Annotated in this window: 16 protein-coding genes and 2 pseudogenes; 9 read left to right on the top strand and 9 right to left on the bottom strand. The window is 58.5% G+C overall.

Features of this window, described 5'->3' with window-relative positions:
- Positions 1-202: 202 nt before the first annotated feature.
- Positions 203-1022 (top strand): annotated as a pseudogene (locus U5A89_RS01710) (IS5 family transposase).
- A gap of 225 nt (positions 1023-1247) precedes the next feature.
- Here U5A89_RS01710 and U5A89_RS01705 read toward each other — a convergent pair.
- Both U5A89_RS01705 and U5A89_RS01700 read right to left on the bottom strand, forming a co-directional pair.
- Positions 1248-2444, bottom strand: a complete 1197-nt coding sequence (locus tag U5A89_RS01705) for a cytochrome P450 (RefSeq protein ID WP_338159486.1) — start codon at positions 2442-2444, stop codon at positions 1248-1250.
- 75 nt (positions 2445-2519) lie between these two features.
- Complete coding sequence (locus U5A89_RS01700; protein ID WP_338159485.1) at positions 2520-2843, bottom strand: 2Fe-2S iron-sulfur cluster-binding protein; 324 nt, start codon at positions 2841-2843, stop codon at positions 2520-2522.
- A gap of 308 nt (positions 2844-3151) precedes the next feature.
- On the opposite strand from U5A89_RS01700, the gene U5A89_RS01695 reads away from it, so the two are divergent.
- On the top strand, positions 3152-4099 hold the full coding sequence (locus tag U5A89_RS01695; protein ID WP_338159484.1) for an SDR family NAD(P)-dependent oxidoreductase: 948 nt from the start codon (positions 3152-3154) through the stop codon (positions 4097-4099).
- A gap of 11 nt (positions 4100-4110) precedes the next feature.
- Here the strand turns inward: U5A89_RS01695 and U5A89_RS01690 are convergent, their stop codons facing one another.
- The gene (locus tag U5A89_RS01690) at positions 4111-4641 is read right to left on the bottom strand and encodes a VOC family protein (protein WP_338159483.1); all 531 of its coding nucleotides are present in this window, start codon (positions 4639-4641) and stop codon (positions 4111-4113) included.
- Positions 4642-4690: 49 nt separating this feature from the next.
- On the bottom strand, positions 4691-6367 hold the full coding sequence (locus U5A89_RS01685) for an AMP-binding protein (RefSeq protein ID WP_338159482.1): 1677 nt from the start codon (positions 6365-6367) through the stop codon (positions 4691-4693).
- Positions 6368-6673: 306 nt separating this feature from the next.
- Between U5A89_RS01685 and U5A89_RS01680 the strand changes: the two genes are divergently transcribed.
- The 4 genes from U5A89_RS01680 to U5A89_RS01665 all read left to right on the top strand — a co-directional run bounded on the left by U5A89_RS01680 (position 6674) and on the right by U5A89_RS01665 (position 12046).
- Positions 6674-9052 carry a TonB-dependent receptor gene (locus U5A89_RS01680; RefSeq protein ID WP_338159481.1) on the top strand — a complete coding sequence of 793 codons (2379 nt, stop codon included), beginning with the start codon at positions 6674-6676 and terminating at the stop codon, positions 9050-9052.
- A 67-nt stretch (positions 9053-9119) separates the two neighbouring features.
- Positions 9120-9986, top strand: a complete 867-nt coding sequence (locus U5A89_RS01675; RefSeq protein ID WP_338159480.1) for an SDR family NAD(P)-dependent oxidoreductase — start codon at positions 9120-9122, stop codon at positions 9984-9986.
- Positions 9986-11197 (top strand): cytochrome P450, encoded by a 1212-nt coding sequence (locus U5A89_RS01670; protein WP_338159479.1) that lies wholly within the window; start codon positions 9986-9988, stop codon positions 11195-11197. Before U5A89_RS01675 ends, U5A89_RS01670 begins: the two co-directional genes overlap by 1 nt.
- 54 nt (positions 11198-11251) lie before the next feature.
- The gene (locus tag U5A89_RS01665; RefSeq protein WP_338159478.1) at positions 11252-12046 is read left to right on the top strand and encodes an SDR family NAD(P)-dependent oxidoreductase; all 795 of its coding nucleotides are present in this window, start codon (positions 11252-11254) and stop codon (positions 12044-12046) included.
- 371 nt (positions 12047-12417) lie between these two features.
- Here U5A89_RS01665 and U5A89_RS01660 read toward each other — a convergent pair whose 3' ends face one another.
- The 3 genes from U5A89_RS01660 to U5A89_RS01650 form a co-directional block, all read right to left on the bottom strand.
- Entirely contained in the window at positions 12418-13230 is an 813-nt protein-coding gene (locus tag U5A89_RS01660) for an SDR family NAD(P)-dependent oxidoreductase (RefSeq protein WP_338159477.1), read from the bottom strand.
- Between the two features lie 221 nt (positions 13231-13451).
- Complete coding sequence (locus U5A89_RS01655; RefSeq protein ID WP_338159476.1) at positions 13452-14222, bottom strand: hypothetical protein; 771 nt, start codon at positions 14220-14222, stop codon at positions 13452-13454.
- A 104-nt stretch (positions 14223-14326) separates the two neighbouring features.
- Positions 14327-15364, bottom strand: coding sequence for an alcohol dehydrogenase catalytic domain-containing protein (locus U5A89_RS01650; protein WP_338159475.1), 1038 nt, complete (start codon positions 15362-15364; stop codon positions 14327-14329).
- A 171-nt stretch (positions 15365-15535) separates the two neighbouring features.
- Between U5A89_RS01650 and U5A89_RS01645 the strand changes: the two genes are divergently transcribed.
- On the top strand, positions 15536-16237 hold the full coding sequence (locus U5A89_RS01645; RefSeq protein WP_338159474.1) for an NIPSNAP family protein: 702 nt from the start codon (positions 15536-15538) through the stop codon (positions 16235-16237).
- Positions 16238-16250: 13 nt separating this feature from the next.
- On the opposite strand, the gene U5A89_RS01640 is transcribed toward U5A89_RS01645, so the two are convergent.
- Positions 16251-17030 carry an IclR family transcriptional regulator gene (locus tag U5A89_RS01640; protein WP_338159473.1) on the bottom strand — a complete coding sequence of 260 codons (780 nt, stop codon included), beginning with the start codon at positions 17028-17030 and terminating at the stop codon, positions 16251-16253.
- Positions 17031-17109: 79 nt separating this feature from the next.
- Complete coding sequence (locus tag U5A89_RS01635; RefSeq protein ID WP_338159472.1) at positions 17110-17922, bottom strand: helix-turn-helix transcriptional regulator; 813 nt, start codon at positions 17920-17922, stop codon at positions 17110-17112.
- A gap of 226 nt (positions 17923-18148) precedes the next feature.
- On the opposite strand from U5A89_RS01635, the pseudogene U5A89_RS21270 reads away from it, so the two are divergent.
- Positions 18149-19388, top strand: a pseudogene (locus U5A89_RS21270) (CaiB/BaiF CoA transferase family protein).
- On the top strand, positions 19385-20305 hold the full coding sequence (locus U5A89_RS01625; protein WP_338159471.1) for a hydroxymethylglutaryl-CoA lyase: 921 nt from the start codon (positions 19385-19387) through the stop codon (positions 20303-20305). The pseudogene U5A89_RS21270 and the gene U5A89_RS01625 overlap by 4 nt, the downstream one beginning before the upstream one ends.
- The last annotated feature ends 1 nt before the right edge of the window (position 20306 follow it).

Here is a 20306-nt window from a genome sequence, read left to right as displayed (position 1 = left end):
ACGCGCAGTGGCTGGGTACCGCCGACTATCGGAGGCGGGATAGAGCGTGGCCGCGCAGCGGGGCGCCATGACATTTTGTTTATGACATGACCGGGGCTTTGCGCTTCCTGTCACGATTGCCCAATCGCACTCTGTCCAGCAGCTATTAGAGACCGTTTGAGAATGTGTTGAACGGCTGACGAGTATGTGATTTAAGCTTGGGATGTGGACCCGAGCGAGCCGTGGCCGAATGGCTGGATTTGAGAAGCGATCGAAGCGCTATCCGACCGATCTGACCGACGAGGAGTGGTTGTTCATTCAGCCGTTTCTGCCGTCGTTGCCGAAGCGGGGGCGCAAGCCGACGACGGACCTGCGCGATGTTCTCGATGCCCTGCGCTACCTTGCCCGGACGGGTGGCGGGTGGCGGATGCTGCCGAACGACTTCCCGCCCTGGCAGACGGTCTACTGGTGGTTCCGGCGGTTCGTCCGCCGGTTGCTGTTCCGCACGATCCACGATGTCGCGCTGATGCTCGACCGCGAGAACCGTGAGCAAAGTCCGACGGCTGCGGTCGTAGACAGTCAGTCGATCAAGGCGCCAGCGGCGCAAAAGCGCGGCTTCGATGCGGGCAAGAAGGTCGTCGGCCGTAAACGGCATATCGCCGTCGATATTGATGGCAGGTTGTTAATGGTCAACCTCACCACCGCAGACATCTCCGACAGCGCCGACGCCCAGAGTATCGTCGCGGCCATCCGCCAGCGCTGGCCCTGGCTCAAACACCTGTTCGCCGATGGTGCCTATGACCGCACCCGCCTCATGGACGCTGCCGCCTATCGCGACTTCGTCCTCGAGATCGTGCGGCGCACAGATAAGGAGTCAGGCTTCAAGGTCCTACCCCCGGCGATGGGTCGTCGAGCGAACCTTCGGCTGGATGACACGTTGGAAACGCCTCGTGCGAGATTACGAACAGCGCCTCGATGTCTCCGAAGCCATGATCCACGTTGCGCTCGGTAGCCTCATGCTACGCAGAATCGTCCATCCCTGAGCATTCTCAAACGGACTCTTGCAATCCAATAATAATGGATAGACAGCAACCCGCGTGTTAGGCCGCGTATCAGGGCATGACAGTCTTGCATCGTCGCCCCTAAGCGACGATCTGGAAATGATACCGGCTGAATCACTTTTCGCAATAAGATCATAGTTCGCTGTTCGCCTGATTCAGTTAGGCAATATTACATGCTGACACCATCGCGGCTCAAAAACTGCATCGTCAACCAAGCATTAGCTCCAACTGATCTATCATTCGTGTAGGTAGGCTGCCCACTGCAGGGGCAGGACCGGTGCGTGTCGTGTTCGGTGCAAGGCGCGCCAAAGCCGATAGCGTTTCCTCGATCTCTACCCAAGCCAGCGCTTCGCCAATGCACCGGTGGGCACCGCCCCCGAAGCCCATCGCCCATCGCGGATGATCCGTACGTGTTATGTCGAACGAATCCGGATCACTGAACATATCAGGATCCCGCGAAGCCGAGACGATCGAGAACATGAGCGTGGTGCCCGGTTCGATAGTATATCCGTCCAGATCGAACGCGGTCACAGCAACCCGAGGAACACCGATCGCCACAGGTTCATACCGTTGTCCCTCCATCGCCGCAGAGCGCTTCCAGCGCTCAGGGTCTTGAACGAGCATCTGCCATTGATCGGGACGATCCAGCAGAAGCGATACAGTCACAGCGATGCTGTTCTTCGTCGTATCTGACCCCGCCAGTATCAAGCCGATGAGATTGCTGCGCAACTCCTCGTCAGACAAAGGGTCGGTCTGATCAGACTGGTCTGCAAAACGTGTCAGAAAGTCATCTCGCGGGCTCAAGCGTCGTTCCGCGATCAAGCGATTGGCGTAGTCGAAAAACTCCAACATGCGCCCTTCAAGATAGGTGCGCTGTGCTGGATCAAAAGTGAATACGGTTAGCATGACGTCATCGACTAGGGCTCGGAAGTAAGGCAGGTCAGATTGAGGAATTCCTAGAATTTCTGCTATGATCCTGGCCGGAATCTGTGCAGCCACCTCGTCGAGGAAGTCGATTGGACCTGAACCGATCCTTTCGCTGACTAATTGCTCGGCGATTGCGCGCGCGCGCGGACGCATTCCTTCCATCAGCTTATGGGCGAATGTCCTAGTGAGGGCGCGTCGCCTGCGAACATGCACATTGCCATTGGCCCACAACAGCATGGCTGAGTTATTATCAAATATTGGCCCGTCAGTGATTCCTTGCATTTCCATCACTTCGGTTTCGAGCTGCCGGGTCAATGATGGTGAGAGGACTTGGTCAAGATGGCGTGCGTGCAAGGCCAGAACGATACCTTGATGATCAAGTGCAAGTGGCGCCTGCTGCCGTGCGCTGCGAAGCGCCAAATGAAGATCGCTAGGATTTTTTGCGATTTTCGGAAGATCCGCCAATGTATTTTTCATTCTTGCCTCTCCGACATTTAAATAGCTGAGCACATTGATGGTGCCTCAGTTGATGAGCGTCTGCTTATTGTAGGTTTAAGTCTGAGGATCAGCGATGGTGACGATAATTCCGTCTAGTTCGTCGGTTAGGATGATCTGGCAACTCAATCGGCTCGTCGGTAGCCGTTCAAGGGCTGTGAGTGTCAGCATGTCCTCTTCGGTCGGTTCGGGTGGTGGTAGGCGGCTATAATCAGTTGGCTCAAGCAGCACGTGGCACGTCGCGCAGGCTAGTCCACCGCCGCAATCTGCTACCATGCCGTCGATGCCAGCGTCTATCGCGGCCCGCATCACGCTGATCCCGTTGGCAGCCGCCACCTCATGGCGGGTCGCGTCAGCTTGAACGAAGACTATCGTTGGCATTTGTATCCGGCCCTCCTGGCGCGTTATTTTGGCTTGCTTCGTTGCAAAGCTTGGGATGGAAAGCACCGCTCAGTCTGTCCCCATAGAGGGGGGTCTTGGCACACGGTCCATGGGCAGCGCGGACTTTCCTCATTTTCATGGGTCTGCCCCCCATCGCCCCCCTGTCCCCATCCTTAAGGACATACTGCAGGTTTGCAGAATAATAACAGGGTCTCCAATTCTCCGGCGGCCGTCCATACTGGATGCGGGGCGCTTGCGGCTCAACGCCGATGACGTTCTCCCCTACAATTGCCAAGAAGGAGCGAAAAATGGTTGGCATACTTGAAGGCAAGGTCGCCCTCGTCACCGGGGGAGCACGGGGCTTGGGAAGAGAATATGCCCTGGCTCTTGCCGAGGCGGGGGCCAAGGTCGTCGTGAACGATCTGGGCGGCGCGGTTGCCGGTGGCGGAGCCGATCAGGAGATAGCTCGCAATGTGGTTGATGAGATTCGAGCCATCGGAGGAACTGCCGAGGCTGATGGTCATTCGGTAGCAGATTGGGCCGCAGCCGCTGACATAATCGCGACCGCAGTCAACACTTATGGACGGCTCGATATCGTTGTCAACAACGCCGGCGTTTCGCGATTCGGATCGATTGATGGAATGGATGAGGCGGATTGGAAGGCCGTGCTGGAGGTCAACCTGAATGGCGTGGTAGCCGTTACGAGCGCGGCCACCGCCCACTGGAGCCGATTTGACCGGGAGAAAGGGCGAGCCGTTATCAATATTTCCTCCCCAGTCGGCCTTCACCCCAGCCCGGAGGCGGTGGCGTATAGCGTGGCTAAGGCGGCGATCGCCAGTTTCACGCTCGCGGTCGCGCCGACGCTGGCGCCTCTAGGTGTCAAGGTGAATGCGGTCGCCCCCGTGGGGCGGTCGCGAATGACCGACGGATCTCCACAAGTGCGCGACTTGATGGCGGCTCCCGCCCATGATGCTTTCGATCGCTTTCACGCCGGTAATATCGCGCCTTTGATCGTTTATCTCGCCTCGCCCGCTTGCGCTTTCACATCCCGGGTTTGGGGCATCGAGGGCGACGACGTGTTCTTGTTCGACGGATGGTCAGCAGAGCAGGCCGCGAACAATGGCGGCAAGCGCTGGACATTGCCCGGTCTTGCGTCAGCGATAGCGGGCTTCAAGCCACAGGACGAAAGCTGGGCGCTTTGGCCGGGCGGTCGGTTGCGTGTAAATACGCCGGACGACGCGACGTTTTCGTTTTGACGCGCCGCTGCCTAGATGACGCGAACAGGGTCGGAGCCGTCCCAGTCAATGGCGGCATTCCGAATGATCTTATTGAACTCACCCATGATCGTGGCCGAGTCCGCGATTTCGATCATCGTTTCCGGTTCATAGGCTGGCTCGAAATAAGCAAAGCGGATGCCAGTGGATCCATCGACGTGAACTTCTCCTTCGACCGAAGGAGACCGGCCGATCGCGTGCAGGTCGGCCATAGCCTGGTCGTAATGATGGCTCCAGACCGACAGATGATGCATCCCTGGGCCATGACGGTCCAGAAACCGACGGTAGGGCGTCGGGGCCCGGTCATGCTGATAGATTAATTCAATCTGCATATCGCCGCTGTTGGCTATTCCCACGTCCAGGTTAAGCGGTACGTCCTGGCCGCCGACCCGGAAATAGTTGGTCTTGAGGCCGTTCATTCGGAAGAATGGCCCTACGCCAAGTGCCAGCCATCGGTCGATTGCGCTGTCGAGGTCATCTACCACATATCCGATCTGTCGCGCCGGCCCGAATATCCTGCTCACCGAAGCCTCCGTCGTAAAATCGAATGGTCTTTACTTTCGTCTTGGGCAATCACGCGGTTGCAGGAGCCGTCAGCCCAAGTTCCTGGGTCATGACTTCGCGCATGACGAATTTTTGCGGTTTGCCCGTTACCGTCATCGGAAACGCATCGACAATGCGCACGTAGCGAGGGACCTTTTGATGCGCGATCTTCCCACGGCAAAAATCGCGCACGGCGTCTTCGCTGAGCGCATCGCCATCATGAATGATGACCCATGCGCACAGTTCCTCACCGTAGCGCGCGTCCGGCACGCCAAAGACCTGCACGTCCCTGATAGCGGGATGCCTGTAGAGAAATTCCTCTATCTCGCGCGGATAGAGATTCTCCCCGCCCCGGATCACCATGTCTTTCAGGCGCCCGACGATATTGCAGAGGCCATCTTCGCTGATGGTGGCCAGATCGCCGCTGTGCATCCAGCCTTCCGCGTCTTTGGCTGCTGCTGTTTGTTGCGGGTTGTTCCAATACCCCAGCATCACCATGTAGCCCCGCGTACACAATTCGCCTGCCACCCCGCGTGGCACGACCGCGCCGTGCGCATCGATGATCTTGGCCTCGACATGGGGGTGAACATGACCGACCGTTCCAACGCGAACTTCGAGGGGATCATCAATCCCACTTTGGAAGCTGACGGGGCTTGTCTCGGTCATCCCATAAGCGATGGTGATTTCCCCAAGATGCATCCTCTCCACCACGCGGCGCATCACTTCGATTGGGCAAGGTGAACCTGCCATGATGCCGGTGCGCAAAGATGTCAGATCGAACTCTTTAAAGCGGGGATGATCGAGTTGTGCGATGAACATGGTCGGCACGCCATAGAGAGCTGTGCACCGTTCGACGGCTACTGCCTCCAAGGTCGCGAGAGGATCGAAGCCCTCTCCGGGATACACAATCACGGCACCATGATTGACGCAGGCGAGATTGCCCATCGACAGGCCGAAACAATGATAAAGCGGCACAGGGATGCAAAGTCGGTCTGCCGGGCCAAGCCTTATGCTGTCGCCCACGAAATAGCCGTTGTTCAGAAGGTTTCGATGGCTGAGTGTCACGCCTTTGGGCGCGCCCGTTGTGCCGCTCGTATATTGGATGTTGATCGGATCGTCCGGTCTGAGGCTTCTCTCGATGTCGTCGAGCAGGTCCCGGCCATGATTGCGACCAAGCGTCTCGACATCGGCAAAGGCGTGCGCTCCAGGCAGGGTCGCTTCGCCCATCTGAATAACATGGCGCAACAAGGGAACGCGTACCGAGCGCAGACTTCCCTGCCTGCCGAGCTCTGGCAGCAACTCAGCCACCATTGCGGGATAATCGCTCGATTTAAATGGGGGCGAGAATATGATGGCGCTGCATCCCGACTGTTGAAGCGCATATTCGAGTTCTGCCAGGCGATAGGCCGGATTGATGGTGACGAGGATGATCCCGGCCTTCGCAGCGGCAAACTGGGTCAAGGCCCACTCGACCCGATTGAGCGCCCAGATGCCAATCCGATCTCCGGGCCTGAGGCCAAGCGTCAGCAAACCAGCAGAGAGGGCTGTAGCCCTTTCGCCGATCTCTTCCCAGGTCAAACGCACATTTTGCCCGCGATCTATGAGGGCTAACCGGTCTCCCCAGGAGGCGACTGCCGAAGCGATCGCTGCGCCAATTGTCAGCTCGCGCAAGGGGCGATCTGTCGGACCAGCAACGAAACTCATCATGGGGCGCTTGCTATCCTCTCTTGGCCAGGAACCACTTCGCAAAGCCACGTGCCTTTCAGTAAACGCCGTCCGCCACCAACTTGGTCCTTACCCGAACCCTATGCCCCTAAGCTTGCTGCTGCTGTCCCTCTGAAAGGTCACACGCCGATCGGTCGCGCTCCCGTCGTCTCACGATCTTTTGACGAGCGCTCGCAGAGCGTCCCCTCGTAGAGGGACATCGGCTTTGGCTTGGTGCGATATTGCTCGCTTTAACTGGCGTGAAAAGATGGGCGGCGGCAAGCTTGCTTAAACCAGGGGAGAGATGTCATGAGAACAAACAAAATGTTGCTGCTGGCTTCGGCGGCTGTGGCGCAACTGACGGCGCCGGCCTACGGGCAAACTGTCGCCGCCACTTCCGGCCAAGAACCGGCAGCAAGCAGTGACGACGGTCAAGTTGCCGATATTGTGGTGACGGCGCAGAAGCGCTCCGAGTCTTTGAATTCCGTTCCTATCTCCGTGACCGCGGCGACTGGAGAATCCCTGATTTCGCGCGGTATTGCTGATGTGAGTGACTTAGGTAAGCTCGTCGGCGGCTTTAAGGCGGCCTACACGAATGCTCTTACGCCTGTTTATACGCTGCGTGGCATTGGCTTGTATGAGTTTGGCCTGGCTTCGTCGCCTGCAGTTACCGTGTACTTGGACGAAATCCCGCTACCCTATCCTGTCATGACGCAGGCTGCGACACTGGACCTTCAACGAGTAGAAGTCCTGAAAGGTCCCCAAGGCCTCCTTTTCGGGCAGAACTCGACCGGTGGTGCGATCAACTATATCGCAGCCAAACCGACCAGCACGCTCGAGGCAGGGGGCAACATCAGCTATGCTCGGTTTAACCGCATCGACCTCGACGGCTTCGTTAGCGGACCTCTGACAAATACGATCAAAGCCCGGCTGGCCGTTCGTGCGGCATCGGGCGGCGCCTGGCAGAAAAGTGTGACACGGCCAGGAGACCGGTTGGGTGACGCACGCCGACTGCAGGGACGATTGCTTCTTGATTGGCAGCCGGCTAGTAGACTCAAATTTCTGCTGGCATTGACGGCCTCGCGCGACAATTCGGACTCCCTTGCCTCGCAGCTCATTGCCTTCTCTCCTCAGGATCCCACGCGCGCCGATCCTTTGGCGGCCAATTCGCTTGTGCCCCCTTCCAGTCGCAACATTCGGGCGGCGGACTGGTCTGCCGAATTCCCCAACCGCGTCCGCGACCGCTTCTATCAAGCGGCATTGCGCACAGAGTATGCGGTTAGTGACCAGATGGATCTTGTGTCTATCAGCACTTATTCGCGCCAAACCGTCAACCGCAATATCGACACGGACGGGAGCGCAAGTACCATATCCCAATACTTCGGGCGCGGTGCGATCGACTATGTAAGCCAGGAACTGCGCCTGGTTGGCGACACCGATCCGATCAAGTGGATTTTGGGCGCTGCCTATGACCATACAAAAAGCGATGATAACATTCGCTATGTGGTCACGGATTCGTCGGGCAATCGGCCGTTGCCTTTCCTCCCTGCCTACAGTTCTGCGGATGCGTTTGCTCGGCAGAAGGTGGATAGCTACGCGCTGTTCGGCAACGTCGATCTTTCGATCACCGATCAGTTAACGGCGCATGCAGGTGTCCGATACACCAAGATGAACCGAAACGGCGACGCATGTCTGTACAATTCGAGCGCCGGTCAGGAACTGACCAATCAGTTTAATGGCCTTGAGCAAATCTTCATTGCGCTTGGAGCGAAGACGACACCGTTCGTGGCAATTCCACCGGGGGGCTGCATGTCATTCACCCCTGCGCCGGATCTTTCTCCCACGATCATCCCACGCCGGCTCAAGCTTAACGAAGACAATGTATCCTGGCGGCTTGGTCTTGACTACAAGACTACCGGTGGGGCCCTCATATATGCCAACGTCAGCCGTGGCTATAAGGCGGGCGTCATCGCACCCGTCGTCGCCGTGATCACCACCTCTCAAAACCCTATCGGACAGGAGCGCGTCGATGCATATGAAGTCGGCGTAAAGGTTCCGCTTCTCGATCGTCGCATACAGTTCAACGCTGCCGGCTTCTATTATGATTACAAAGATAAACAGTTGCGTGGCCGTATCGCAGATCCGGTGTTCGGTCTCTTGGAGATACTGCAAAACGTACCAAAGTCGCGGGTTCTGGGGTTCGAGGCGGAGGTAACCGCTCGACCGGTAACCGGGCTCGATCTCAGTTTTAGCGGCACTTATCTCAATACAAAAGTTACCGACAGCTTCTTCAACTTCAATGGTCAAGGTGCCAGCGGTGATTTCAAGGGAGCAAAACTTCCGTTCACGCCAAAATATTCGTTGGTTAGTGATGCCCAGTACGGATGGAATTTAAATAGCGACCTCAAGGCTTTTTTGGGTGGCAGCGTGACGTACAATAGCGCGACTAACACGACTTTCGAGAGTGCAGCGTTGCCGGCTCCTCTCTACAAGCTAAATTCCTATGCATTGCTCGATCTGCGCGCCGGGTTTGCGGCAAGCGACGACAGTTGGCGCGTACAGTTTTTCGGACGCAACATAACGAACAAGTTCTACAGCACGGCCAGCGCAACCAGCATTGATGCCGTGTCGAGGATGACGGGTATGCCCGCAACTTATGGTGTGACAGTGTCGGTGCGATACCGATGATAATCTCTGCCATAGTCGGCATATGCGTGGAACGGGCGGGCTATGTATCTTTAGGAACGCCTCAGGCGTGGAAGGTAATCTGTGCATGCGAACAGTGGACGGCTCAGCAAATAGCTGGCTTGGTCTCGAGGGCAAAGTCTGCGCTGTCACTGGCGCTGCGAGCGGTATCGGTGCTGAAATAGCAAGGCGTCTCGCAAACGCAGGTGCGCCTGTGGCTTTGCTAGATCGGGATTTTGATCATGCGCTCGAGGTTACCGCCGATATCGAGCGGTCGGGTGGTCAGGCGGTGGCAATATCTTGCGACGTTGCTGACAAGCATAATGTTGAGCGCGCTGCCGTCGAGGTAGAGAGGACCTTTGGCCCCTGCGAGGTTTTGGTGAACAACGCGGCGACCCTTTACCCAGGGGCGATTATGGACGCCGATCTGGATCGCTGGCGTCAACTGATGGATGTCAACATCGGCGGCTATCTGCTGTGCGCCCAGATTTTCGGTAGGCAGATGATGGCTGTGGGCGGCGGCAGCATGGTCCATGTCGGTTCTCTCTCAGGCCAAGTTCCGCAGGCTTTCAGCGGCCCGTACAGCGTGAGCAAGGCGGGGGTGGCGATGCTTTCGCGTCTACTGGCGGTCGAATTGGGAGACCATCACATACGCAGCAATCTCGTCAGCCCGGGCATGGTGCGCACGGCAATGACCGAGATGATCTATCGGGATCCGGTCGCGCTGAGGAAACGGGAGGCCATCGTGCCTGCCCGTCGCATTGGCAGTGCGCCGGATCTGGCTGAGGTCGTATTGTTCCTCGCCAGTAAACGTTCGGCCTACATCAATGGGCAAGATATAGTTGTGGACGGAGGATTGAGCACGGCATGGCTGACGCTCGTGCCGAGGCCGGGCTTTGAAAGAACAGATGCAGCGGCAGAAGGGGAGAGCGCCTGATGACCGGTTCTCCTGCCACATCGTTGTCCGAAGCCCCCATACTTGATCTTGATCCCTTTTCCGATGAAGTGTTACGTGATCCGTATCCTTTTTTCGAACAGCTACTTGATGCGGGGCCAGCGGCTTACATCCCCCTTTATGACTATTATGCCGTTGGACGTTGGGACGAGGTAGGCCAGGTTGCTTCTGACCATAGCCGATTTACCTCCACCGGTGGCGTAGGTATGGCGGACATCCGCAAGCCCGGAGCCTGGCGCTCGCCCAGCCCCATTACGGAAATCGAGGGTACGGAACATGCGGGCGTCCGTCGGGCACTTCAGAGAATATTGTCGCCGCGGGTCGTGCGAGAATGGCGCGAACGGTTTGAAGACCATGCACAGCAGGTTGCCGAGCGTGTTCTTGATGAGCGCGAGATCGACGGTGTCAGCGATATCGCCGAAGCTTTCGTCCTTAGCGCATTTCCGGGTGTTTTAGGCATCGATGCCGCACCCGACCGGCTCGTGCTGACAGGCGAACTTAATTTCAACCAGCTTGGGCCCAACAATGAGCGCCTTCAGCGGTGCCTCAGGCGTGCTGAACCGATCCTTGAATGGTATGCCGACCAACTCAAGCGCGAGCGTATGCTCCCCGGTGGCTTTGGCATACAGATCTTCGAGGCGGAGGATCGCGGGGAATTTGCGTCGGGAACCGCTGCCCCTCATGTCAGAAGCTTCTTCCGTGCGGGTACGGACACGACGATCGCGGGGATCGGCCATGCACTTCACCTGCTCGCCATAAATCCCGAGCAATACAGCCTGCTGCATGCGGACCCGGCAAAAGCCCGGAATGCGTTTGAGGAAGCTATTCGGCTGGAGTCGCCGGCGATGGTGATGTTTCGCACCACTACCGGCAATGTCGAGTTATCGGGAGTGCGGCTGAAACCGGATACCAAGGTGGGCTATTATGCTGGTGCTGCAAACCGCGACGCCCGCCAGTGGGTCGATCCGGATCGTTACGACATCAACCGCAACGTGGCCGGGATTCACCGGGCATTTGGGTTTGGTGCGCACATATGCATCGGACAGATGATCGCCCGCCTCGAAGCGGAGTCTATTCTGAACGCCATTTCGATCCGCGCAAAATCAGTCGAACTTGCTGGCGAACCCAGCTATCGACTGGTGAACACATTGCGGACGCTCAACGCGCTGCCGCTGCGAATTAAGCCGCGCTGAGCAGAGAATGTCGTCACCCCTAAGCCGCCAACATAAAATCTGGAGAAGTATCGCATGAGTGATAACTTCAGCGGGAAGGTCGCCATCGTAACCGGTGCAGCGTCTGGTATTGGTATGGCATCGGCGGTATTGCTCGCGGGGGGGGTGGGGGCTTCAGTTGTCGCGGGCGATATCGACCCGCTGGGTGCCGAACATACAGTCGAGATCATTCTGGCCGCAGGCGGGCAGGCGTCGGCGGCGACTTTCGATCTGGCGGACCCTGCGTCAATCGAAGACATGGTGAAATCGACCCATGCGAGATTTCGTCGACTGGACATCTTGGTCAATAATGCCGCGGCGCTGCAGTTGATGGCGATCGATGCATGCATCCATGAAGCGCAGGCCACCGTCTTCCAGCAGACGTTTGCCGCAAACGTCGCGGGCACGGCCTTGGCCTGTAGATATGCGCTGGAGGTGATGCGGCGTCAGGCCAGCGGATCGATTATCAATCTGTCGTCGACCGCCGCATTGACAGCCGATGCGGCTTGTCCCGCTTATGCAGCATCAAAGGCGGCAATCATATCTCTGACACGCTCCATCGCGACAAGTTATGGCCGGGATGGAGTTCGTTGTAATGGGATCGCGCCGGGTGTCGTTCTGACCCCTGCGGCGCTTGCGGCCATATCTCCGAGGCAGCTCGACATATATCGTCGTCACACCCCCGCGCCCAGGCTTGGAAAACCCGAAGATATCGCCGAAGTTGTTGCATTTTTGGCGTCGGAACAGTCCCAATATGTCAATGGAGCCATATTGGTGGTCGACGGCGGCATGTCCGCCCATGCTCCGTCATGGGCAGATATGATCGAATGAACTGACAGCAGGCTCCGACAGTGCTTATTGCGGATATCATTGTGGGGGAGGGTCGCGCCAAGCCTTTCTCGGCGACCTCGCCTAGAATGCATTTGGCTTCCCGAGGCGCGCGCCGACCAAAACATCACCGTCAGCACCCGTCGAAGAAAAACCAAAAGTACCCATGGCGTGCGCGGCGTGCTCTTGCATCAGCGCTGCAAGCTGAGAACATGGTTGGCATACTCATGGTTGGCGGTACTTCCACACCGACTTCGCCCTCTGAGCCGATACCTTCATGTCAGCCACCTGCATCGCGGCAAAAGTCATCTCGTGGCTCGATCAAAAGGTCCTAACCTCAAGTCGTCGGACGATCTTCATGCAGGCCGCTACAGCTAAGCGACGAAGCGGACGATGCCGCCATCCACGCGGAGGGCGGCGCCGCTCGTCGCAGAAGCCTGCTCCGAACAGGCGTAGACGATAATGTTGGCGACCTCGTCGGCCGTCGCCAACCGATTGAGGAGGGTGGTCGGGCGCATGGTCTTGAGAAAGCCCTGCTCGACTTCGTCTTGGGTGATGCCCTGCGCTTCGGCCTGCTGCGCCATGAAGGTGCCAAGCATTTCCGAACGGGTCGGACCCGGCAGCACGGCGTTGACGGTGACGCCCGTCCCCGCCACCGCTTCGGCCAGGCCGCGCGAGACCGCAAGCTGGGCGGTCTTGGTCATGCCGTAGTCGATCATCTCCTTGGGGATGTTGACGCCGGATTCGCTGCTGACGAAGACGACCCGCCCCCAGCCCTTGCTGACCATCTTCGGAAGGTAGTGCCGGCTCACCCGTATCCCGCTCATGACGTTGATTTGGAAGAGTCCCAGCCAGTCCTTGTCGGAGATCTTCGCAATGTCGTCGATGCCGTTGTACTCGCGCAGAGGGGCGGTGCCGACATTGTTCACAAGGATGTCGGCATCCGGAATCTGTGCGATGAGGGCCTCCGCTCCCTCAAGGGTGGCGAGATCGGCGGCGACGCCGGTCACGCCGCTGTTCGGTACAAGCTGCCGGATTTGGCGTACGGCCTCTTCGACGCGCGCGCTGCCGCGCCCGTTGACGATGACTGACGCGCCAGCGCGCGCGAGGCCCTCCGCGGTCGCCCGGCCGATGCCGGCCGTAGATCCTGTCACGATGGCCTTGCGTCCCTTAAGATCGATGATCATGCCGTTTCCTGTTGTTGTAATGGCTGGCCGTCGGGCAAGCTCAGCATCGCCCACCAGATGATCCGGGTTGAGTATGAGTGCATCGTCGTCTCCGCGTCCACGCCTCGGTCATCACCTTGCCCTCGGCCGAGACCGCGCAACTCGCTTGAGCGAATGGTGGCAGCGGATCAAAAATGCATCCGACCATCTAGCCGGATGCATTCTTGACCTGTAAACGGATGTCACGCTGCTACTTGAAAGGTCTCATGGCCGGGAGACTGGGTGTTGGTGATCGGGTCGTAGATAGGAAGCGGCCTCAGCAATGGCATCAACTGCGCACGAGCATCTTCGAGTGTGAGGAAGTCGTCTTCCGGTATTTCCTTGAGTTCGTATAGCGAACGATTTTCGTACACCTGCTCGCCAATCATTCTGGCGCGATCGTCATAGTTCCACAGCATCACATATCCCTGCCGCAGAATGTAGAAACCATCGGGATTATCGACCGGAATACCGTCACCAATCAAAGTGTAGCCGCGATAATAGGAATGGAATTCGGCTTCTGACGCGAAGCCCCAGTCGGAAATCATCAGTCGTTCATTCTGGACGATCATGACGCTCCCACTGCTTTCGGCCAGATGCTGGTAGATCCCCTTGATCGCGGCAGCACCTTCTGCTTTGTCGCCGGCAAAGCCGCGCACATTGTAATAATAGATGGGGTGCTCGACCGTCATGTTCGGCTCGAATATAGGCTGCCAATAGCCGCACACCTCAAGGATGGCGTGGCGGCGGTAATTCTCCAGAATCTGGCGATGGCGTGGATTGGTCGTGGTTTCAAGTAGCCGATCCGCTGCGCTGATCGTTACCGTGATGTCCTTCTTTGGCATACCATCTCCATAAAAAGCACAGGCAAAATACATTGGCTTTGGACCGAACATATCACCATGTAGGGAAAAACCTGTCCTCCGATGAGGGGACAGAGGCCCGCCTTCCAGTCGGCGAGTCGTGTCGTTCAACCTTTTCCATTTCAAAAAGGGTGCGTAAGGCTGTAGGAAGGATGTTGCCTGCCAATCGATCAGCCATGACGTCTTGCAACAATCGATTGGCCAACGCAGTCCCATCAGTCGGGCCGCATCGTAACCTTCAGCAGGCCGGCATCTCGCTTGGACGCATGATCGTAAGCCGCCAGGCCTTCCGATAGCGCGAACCGGTGCGATATGAACTTTTCCGGACGGATGCGTCCCGCCTGGAGGAGGGGCACCAGGTCGGGCCAATACCGGGCGATCTCGGTGAGCATGTTGGCGCGAACCGTAATGCCGTTGAGCATGGCGGTGAACGGCACGCGCACCTCCAGCCCCAGCCCTGCGCCAAGGACACTTACCGACCGACCGATGCCGACGATCGACATCGCAAGGTCGATGGTGCCCTGCTTGCCGACGGCTTCAATCACGCTGTCGATCATACGGCCCTTAGTCTTTTCTCTCAGCACCTCGGGCAAGTTCTCCGGAGGCAGCGGAACGCCGCCCAACTTGGCTGCGATTTCCCGCCGCTCCAATATGGGGTCAATGGCAAGTACCATGCTGGCTCCCATCACCAACGCGAGTTCAACCGCCATCAAGCCAATCGGGCCAAGCCCAATTACCGCCACGCTGTTGCCCGGCCTGATATCCGCACCGACGCACGCGCCGTATGCAGTTACCAGATTGTCGGTGAGCAAGATGGCCTGATCGTCGCTGATACCTTCGGGAATTTTTGCCGCGTTGAAATCGGCATGAGGCACGCGCACGGCCTCGGCCTGGCACCCCTCCAGTTCCTGCCCGATACCATAGACGCCGCTGGCCCCATTCTCGCAGCGTTTGACCTCGCCGGCCAGGCATGGGGCGCATAGGCCGCACCCTACCGAACCCGCCAACATCACCCGGTCGCCCGCTTTGAGGCCTGTCACATGCTTGCCGACTTCAACAACTTCGCCAACGGCCTCGTGACCGATCCCATAGACGGGTCGGAACGGCACCCAATCATCATGGACCAGATGAAGATCGCTGCCGCAAATGCCGCATTGAGTAACCCGCACGATCGCATCCCTCTCCGCGAGAATGACGGGATCTGGCACTGTTTCATAGTGCAACGTGGTTCCATGAACGATCAAGGCGCGCATTAAATTCTCCTGCCTACCGGATGTCGTCTGCGCACTTATGCCGTGGTAGGAATGGGCGAACTGTCCCCCTGATCGGGGGCATTGGTGTGATGACGCTTATGCATACTATCAAGCTTGGCCCTTGAGCGGAGTGCTAATCGCTCCGGTCGAAATAGCAGGCGAGGAAAATACATGCTCTACGAACTTAGGCTCTACACTGCTGTTCCCGGGCGCCTCCAAGACATTCAGGCACGGTTTCGCGACCATCTTCCGCGATTGATGGCCAAGCATGGCATCGACCAAGTTGCGCGGTGGACTGCGACCGCCGGTCCAAATGCGCCTTTGTTCGTTTACATGATGGCTTATGACGATCTCGCCCAGCGGGAGATGCAGTGGGACGCCTTCTATCAGGACGATGAGTGGTGGAAAATCCGCTCGACTACCAACGCAGGCGAACAGATGGTGGAGCGTTACGACCTGTTCTTCCTGCGCCCCGGTCGAGCATGGCAGGCCACGCCACGTTTGTCAGATGAGCGCATAGGCGGCGTGCATGAGTTGGTATTTTCAGAGGTTGCGCTTGGTCATGACGCAGAAGCGGCAGACTTCCTTCAGTCCGTCTACCTGCCTGCGGTGCGGCGGGAAGGGGGCGACATCCTGATGGTAGCCGATTTTGTGGCAGGATGTCACATGCCTCGGCTTGCGATGATCATCGCGTGGCCGGATGCTAACACCCGCGAGGCGGGCCGCCGTGCGGTAGATGGAGATGTGGCTGTCCGTGAAGCGCAGAGGAAGGAGCGACAGTCGATGGGTCGGACCTCGCTTGGTCGAACCACGGTCTATGTGCTGGAGCCGACGGACTTCGCATTGCCACTGGCATCGCTCGGTTATCGATAGGCCGCGCCTAACGCTATGCCGTCCCCAGAGCCTGTGCCAAAGAGGCCGCCTCGCGTCGCATCAGTTCTGCCAATTCGGGCCTCCGTCCCTCATCCATACGGGCTTCCACCGCTGCGATGGAGAGCGCCGCTACGCAATGACCGCTAGCGTCTGTAACGGACACGGCCATTCCCCAACTTCCCGAAAGAAGCCGGCCAGGATTGAGCGCATATCCAATGGCGCGTGTGCGAACCACTTCCTCTCTAAAATCTACCTCATTGTAGGTCGGGTAATATTTACGAACCTGTTCGCTTGTGAACGCGATGGCCGGTTCCAACTCGTCCCTTTCCAGGGCCGAAAGCATTGCCAAGGTATTCGATCCGACGCCGAGAGGATGGCGGTCGCCAACTCGCAGCGCAAAGGAACGAATTGGAAAGGCGCCCTCCTCTCGTTGAATGCAAACCCCAAATCTGCCCTGTCTCAAGGTGAGCAGCGCAGCGTCGCCGGATTCTTCCGCAAGATGACGCAGAAATGGAGTCGCGATCTTTGCGATTCCGTGTCGTTCGCTGGCGAGTAGGCCGAGGACGAACACATCCTTTCCCAGATGGTAGGTGTCTCCCACGGAGCAACGCTCAACCAAGCCCTGCCGTTCAAGGGCGCGGACAAGACGAAGAGCGGTAGGTTTTGCCAGCCCCGACGCTCGCGACAGGTCGGCGAGGCGGACTCCTGTTCGGCTTCTGTCGCCGATCAGACGCAGTATATCGATTGCACGGTCCAGACTTTGCGTCACGCTCGCCTTCGATGGCCCCGTCATAAAATACTCCCACGTCTCTCATTCTTCCGATCGACTACCAATCATTTGTCCGCGGTAGAAACCCAATCAGGACGGGTAGTCAATGGATCGTCGAGTGCAGAGCCCACCGTTCCATATACCATGTCAAAAGCTCGCGCTGGCTACCAATCCCCAATCGCTGATAGGCGCGCTTGCGATAGGTGGTGACCGTCTGTTCACCAATATCGAGGTCGAGCGCGATCCCGATGGTGCTGATGCCATAAACTATTCGCGCGCATACCTCTGTCTCTCGGCGAGGCAGGCCTTCAGGTGCCTTCTGGATGCAGGCTTCGATAGTTTCGAGCGAAGAGAGGGCGGAACTAAGCCTGTCACGCTGCCATGCAATCTCGTTCTGTTTGCCAAGGATGGAGAGGAGCGTGACCGACACGCTCTCAAGGGCCGCCGTTTCACTCTCCGAAACACAACCCCTTCGCTCGCCGCGCAGGATGCTCAAAACCGGTCCGTTTCGATTGCCATCTCCGCACAGCAGCAGGCGCTGACGGACATGGCTCAACTCGTAGATGATGTGTCGTAGGTCGTTATGCGGCAAGTCCCGGATGTCGATTCGCTGGATCGACGGTGTCCTGCTGCTGACTTGGTCGCGGGTGCATTTGAACGCTAGATCATCTTGCCACAGGCCAGTGCTAAGATATTGCGAAGTCCTTCGATAGGCCTGACTTGAACCGTCATGGCTGATCGCTACCCGTTGTCTAGGCGCTTCGCCGTGCCAGTCGAAGATTGCGCAATGCTCTGCGCCACAGACTTTGTTGAGGAAGCCGAGCAGTTCTACGCCAAACGCCGGCTCTCCAATCGCACGGATGAGCGTGCTGATGTCATGACTGTCGTACGACCCGACCGGGTTCATAAGCGCCATACCCTCTCCTCTAGAACATTAAGCCTGTCACTCTGTGGAACAGCTAGGAAGGGCCTATCATCCTCAGCGGGCAGTTTCAATCGCATTGTCCCGCCAAGCAGAAGAGATGCCGGACTGCGCTTCCACACCAGCTCGGATCGCGGAAGGCTTAGGGTGGCCTGTACCCGGTCGCAGGGACCGACAGTGCCTCTCCCCTACCGCAAACCGCATCCGTGATGTGTAGGGAATGGATGTAGCTTTGAACGAACCGTCGCTTGCTCAGCAGCCGCTGGCTGGACTGCGCGTGATTGAAATCGGCCACTTCGTCGCAGCGCCGTTTTGCACGCGCTTGCTCGGTGATTTGGGCGCCGACGTGATCAAGGTCGAACCGCCATCAGGGGATCCCGTGCGTCGATGGGGCGAGCAGATCGATGGCCAGTCGCTATGGTGGTCCGTTCACGGCCGCAACAAGCGTAGCATCGCTGTAGACCTCAAGAAGGCGGGCGCTCGCGAACTGCTGATGCGGCTCATCGCGACCTGCGATGTCTTGGTGGAAAATTTTCGTCCAGGACATCTCGATAAGCTGGGATTGGACGACGCGACACTTCAAGCTGCGCGTCCGGGCCTCGTGGTGGCGCGCATTTCGGGTTACGGCCAGACCGGGCCCTATCGCGACCGGGCTGCTTTCGGTGTCATCGGGGAGGCGATTGGCGGCCTGCGTTACCTGACGAATCATCCTCCGTGCACGCACGGGCTGCCTCCCGTACGCGTCGGTGTCAGCATCGGCGACTTCGATCGCCGGCCTCTATGCGGCGTTCGGCATCATGTCGGCGTTGTGGCAGCGCGATCGGACAGGCGGGGACGGCAAGGCGCGCACACTCGATGTGGCGCTTACCGAAAGCGTGTTCAGCATGATGGAAGCCATGCTCCCGGAATATGGCAAACTCGGCAAGATCAAAGAGCCAACGGGCGGTGGGATCGCCACTGCCGCGCCCAGCAATGCCTATCCGACGGCGGATGGCGGATATGTGCTGATTGCCGCAAACTCCGAGCCGCTTTTCGCACGGCTGATGACGACCATCGGCCGCCCCGACCTGATCGACGAGGCGCGTTTTACTGGAAATCTGAATCGCGTCGCCAATATGGCGGAACTCGATGCGCTGATTGGGGAGTGGACGGTCGGCTTTTCGGCAAGCGCCCTTGAAGCGCTATTGACCGATGCCGACATCCCCAATTCGCGAGCCTACACCGCTGCCGATGCCGTCGCAGATCCGCAATACCGCGCTCGCGCCATGGTTCAGGAGGTGGAGGATCCGCTGCTTGGGACCATGCTGCATAGCGGCATCGTCCCTCATGTGCCCGAAAGTCCCGGAACGGTGCGTTGGACCGGCCCGGCCATCGGTCAGCATAGCGACGAAATCCTGCGTGATATTGGTCTGACGGAAAGCGAAGCCGCTGCGCTGCGGAAAGAACAGGTCATTGCATGAACGGATCTTCGGCAGTCACAATCGTCGACGTAGGGCCGCGCGATGGATTTCAGCCCATTGGTCCCTACATACCGACGGCTACCAAAATCGATGTCGTTCGGCGGCTGCATGGTGCCGGTCTTCGCAGGGTCGAAGCGTCGGCGTTTGTCAGCGATACGGCTGTGCCCCAGTTGGCCGATGCGGCGGATGTACTGGCCGCGGTTCAGGACCTGCCCGGACTGGACGTGCAGGTCCTCGTCCCCAACCAGCGCCACGCCGAGCGTGCCCTTGCCGCAGGTGCGACAAGGCTGGCCTTCGTGCTGTCGGTCTCGGAAAAGCACAACATTAACAACGTCCGTCGACGGCCTGCCAACTCTGTGGACGAATATGCACGGATCGTCGCCCTTTTACCCGCCAACGTCTCCATGCGAATGAACGTCGCCACGGCATTCGATTGTCCCTTCGATGGCCCGGTCGATCCTGAGCAGACGCTCGCGATCATCGCGCAACTCGCCGCAATAATGCCAGAGGCCGAAATCTGCCCCTGCGACACGACCGGGCGCGTGACGCCTGACCGCGTCAGCGCGCTCCTGCGCGAGGTGCGCGCACGCCATCCGGACGTGGCGGGATGGGCCTATCATGGCCATGACACCTATGGCCTGGGCGTTGCGAATGCTTTGGCGGCGGTTAAGGCCGGGGTGTCCGTGATCGATGCATCCGTTGGCGGACTTGGCGGATGTCCCTTCGCGCCCGGAGCGACAGGGAATGTTGCGACCGAAGATCTTGTCTGGACGTTCGAACGGATGGGAATCGCCACCGGGATCGACCTGGATGCCTTGATGTCCGTCGCGCGCGACGTCGCCGACCTGCCCGGCTCGCTTCCCGGCGGGCGCGTGCGGGACGCCGTCACCGCAACCCTTTGCCGAGAAGGCGTGTGAC

The organism is Sphingobium sp. HWE2-09 (assembly GCF_035989265.1).
In the GTDB taxonomy this organism is placed as follows: Bacteria; Pseudomonadota; Alphaproteobacteria; order Sphingomonadales; family Sphingomonadaceae; genus Sphingobium.
Note: the sequence above shows the minus strand (reverse complement) of the source record. Positions and strands in the feature narration are given on the sequence as shown.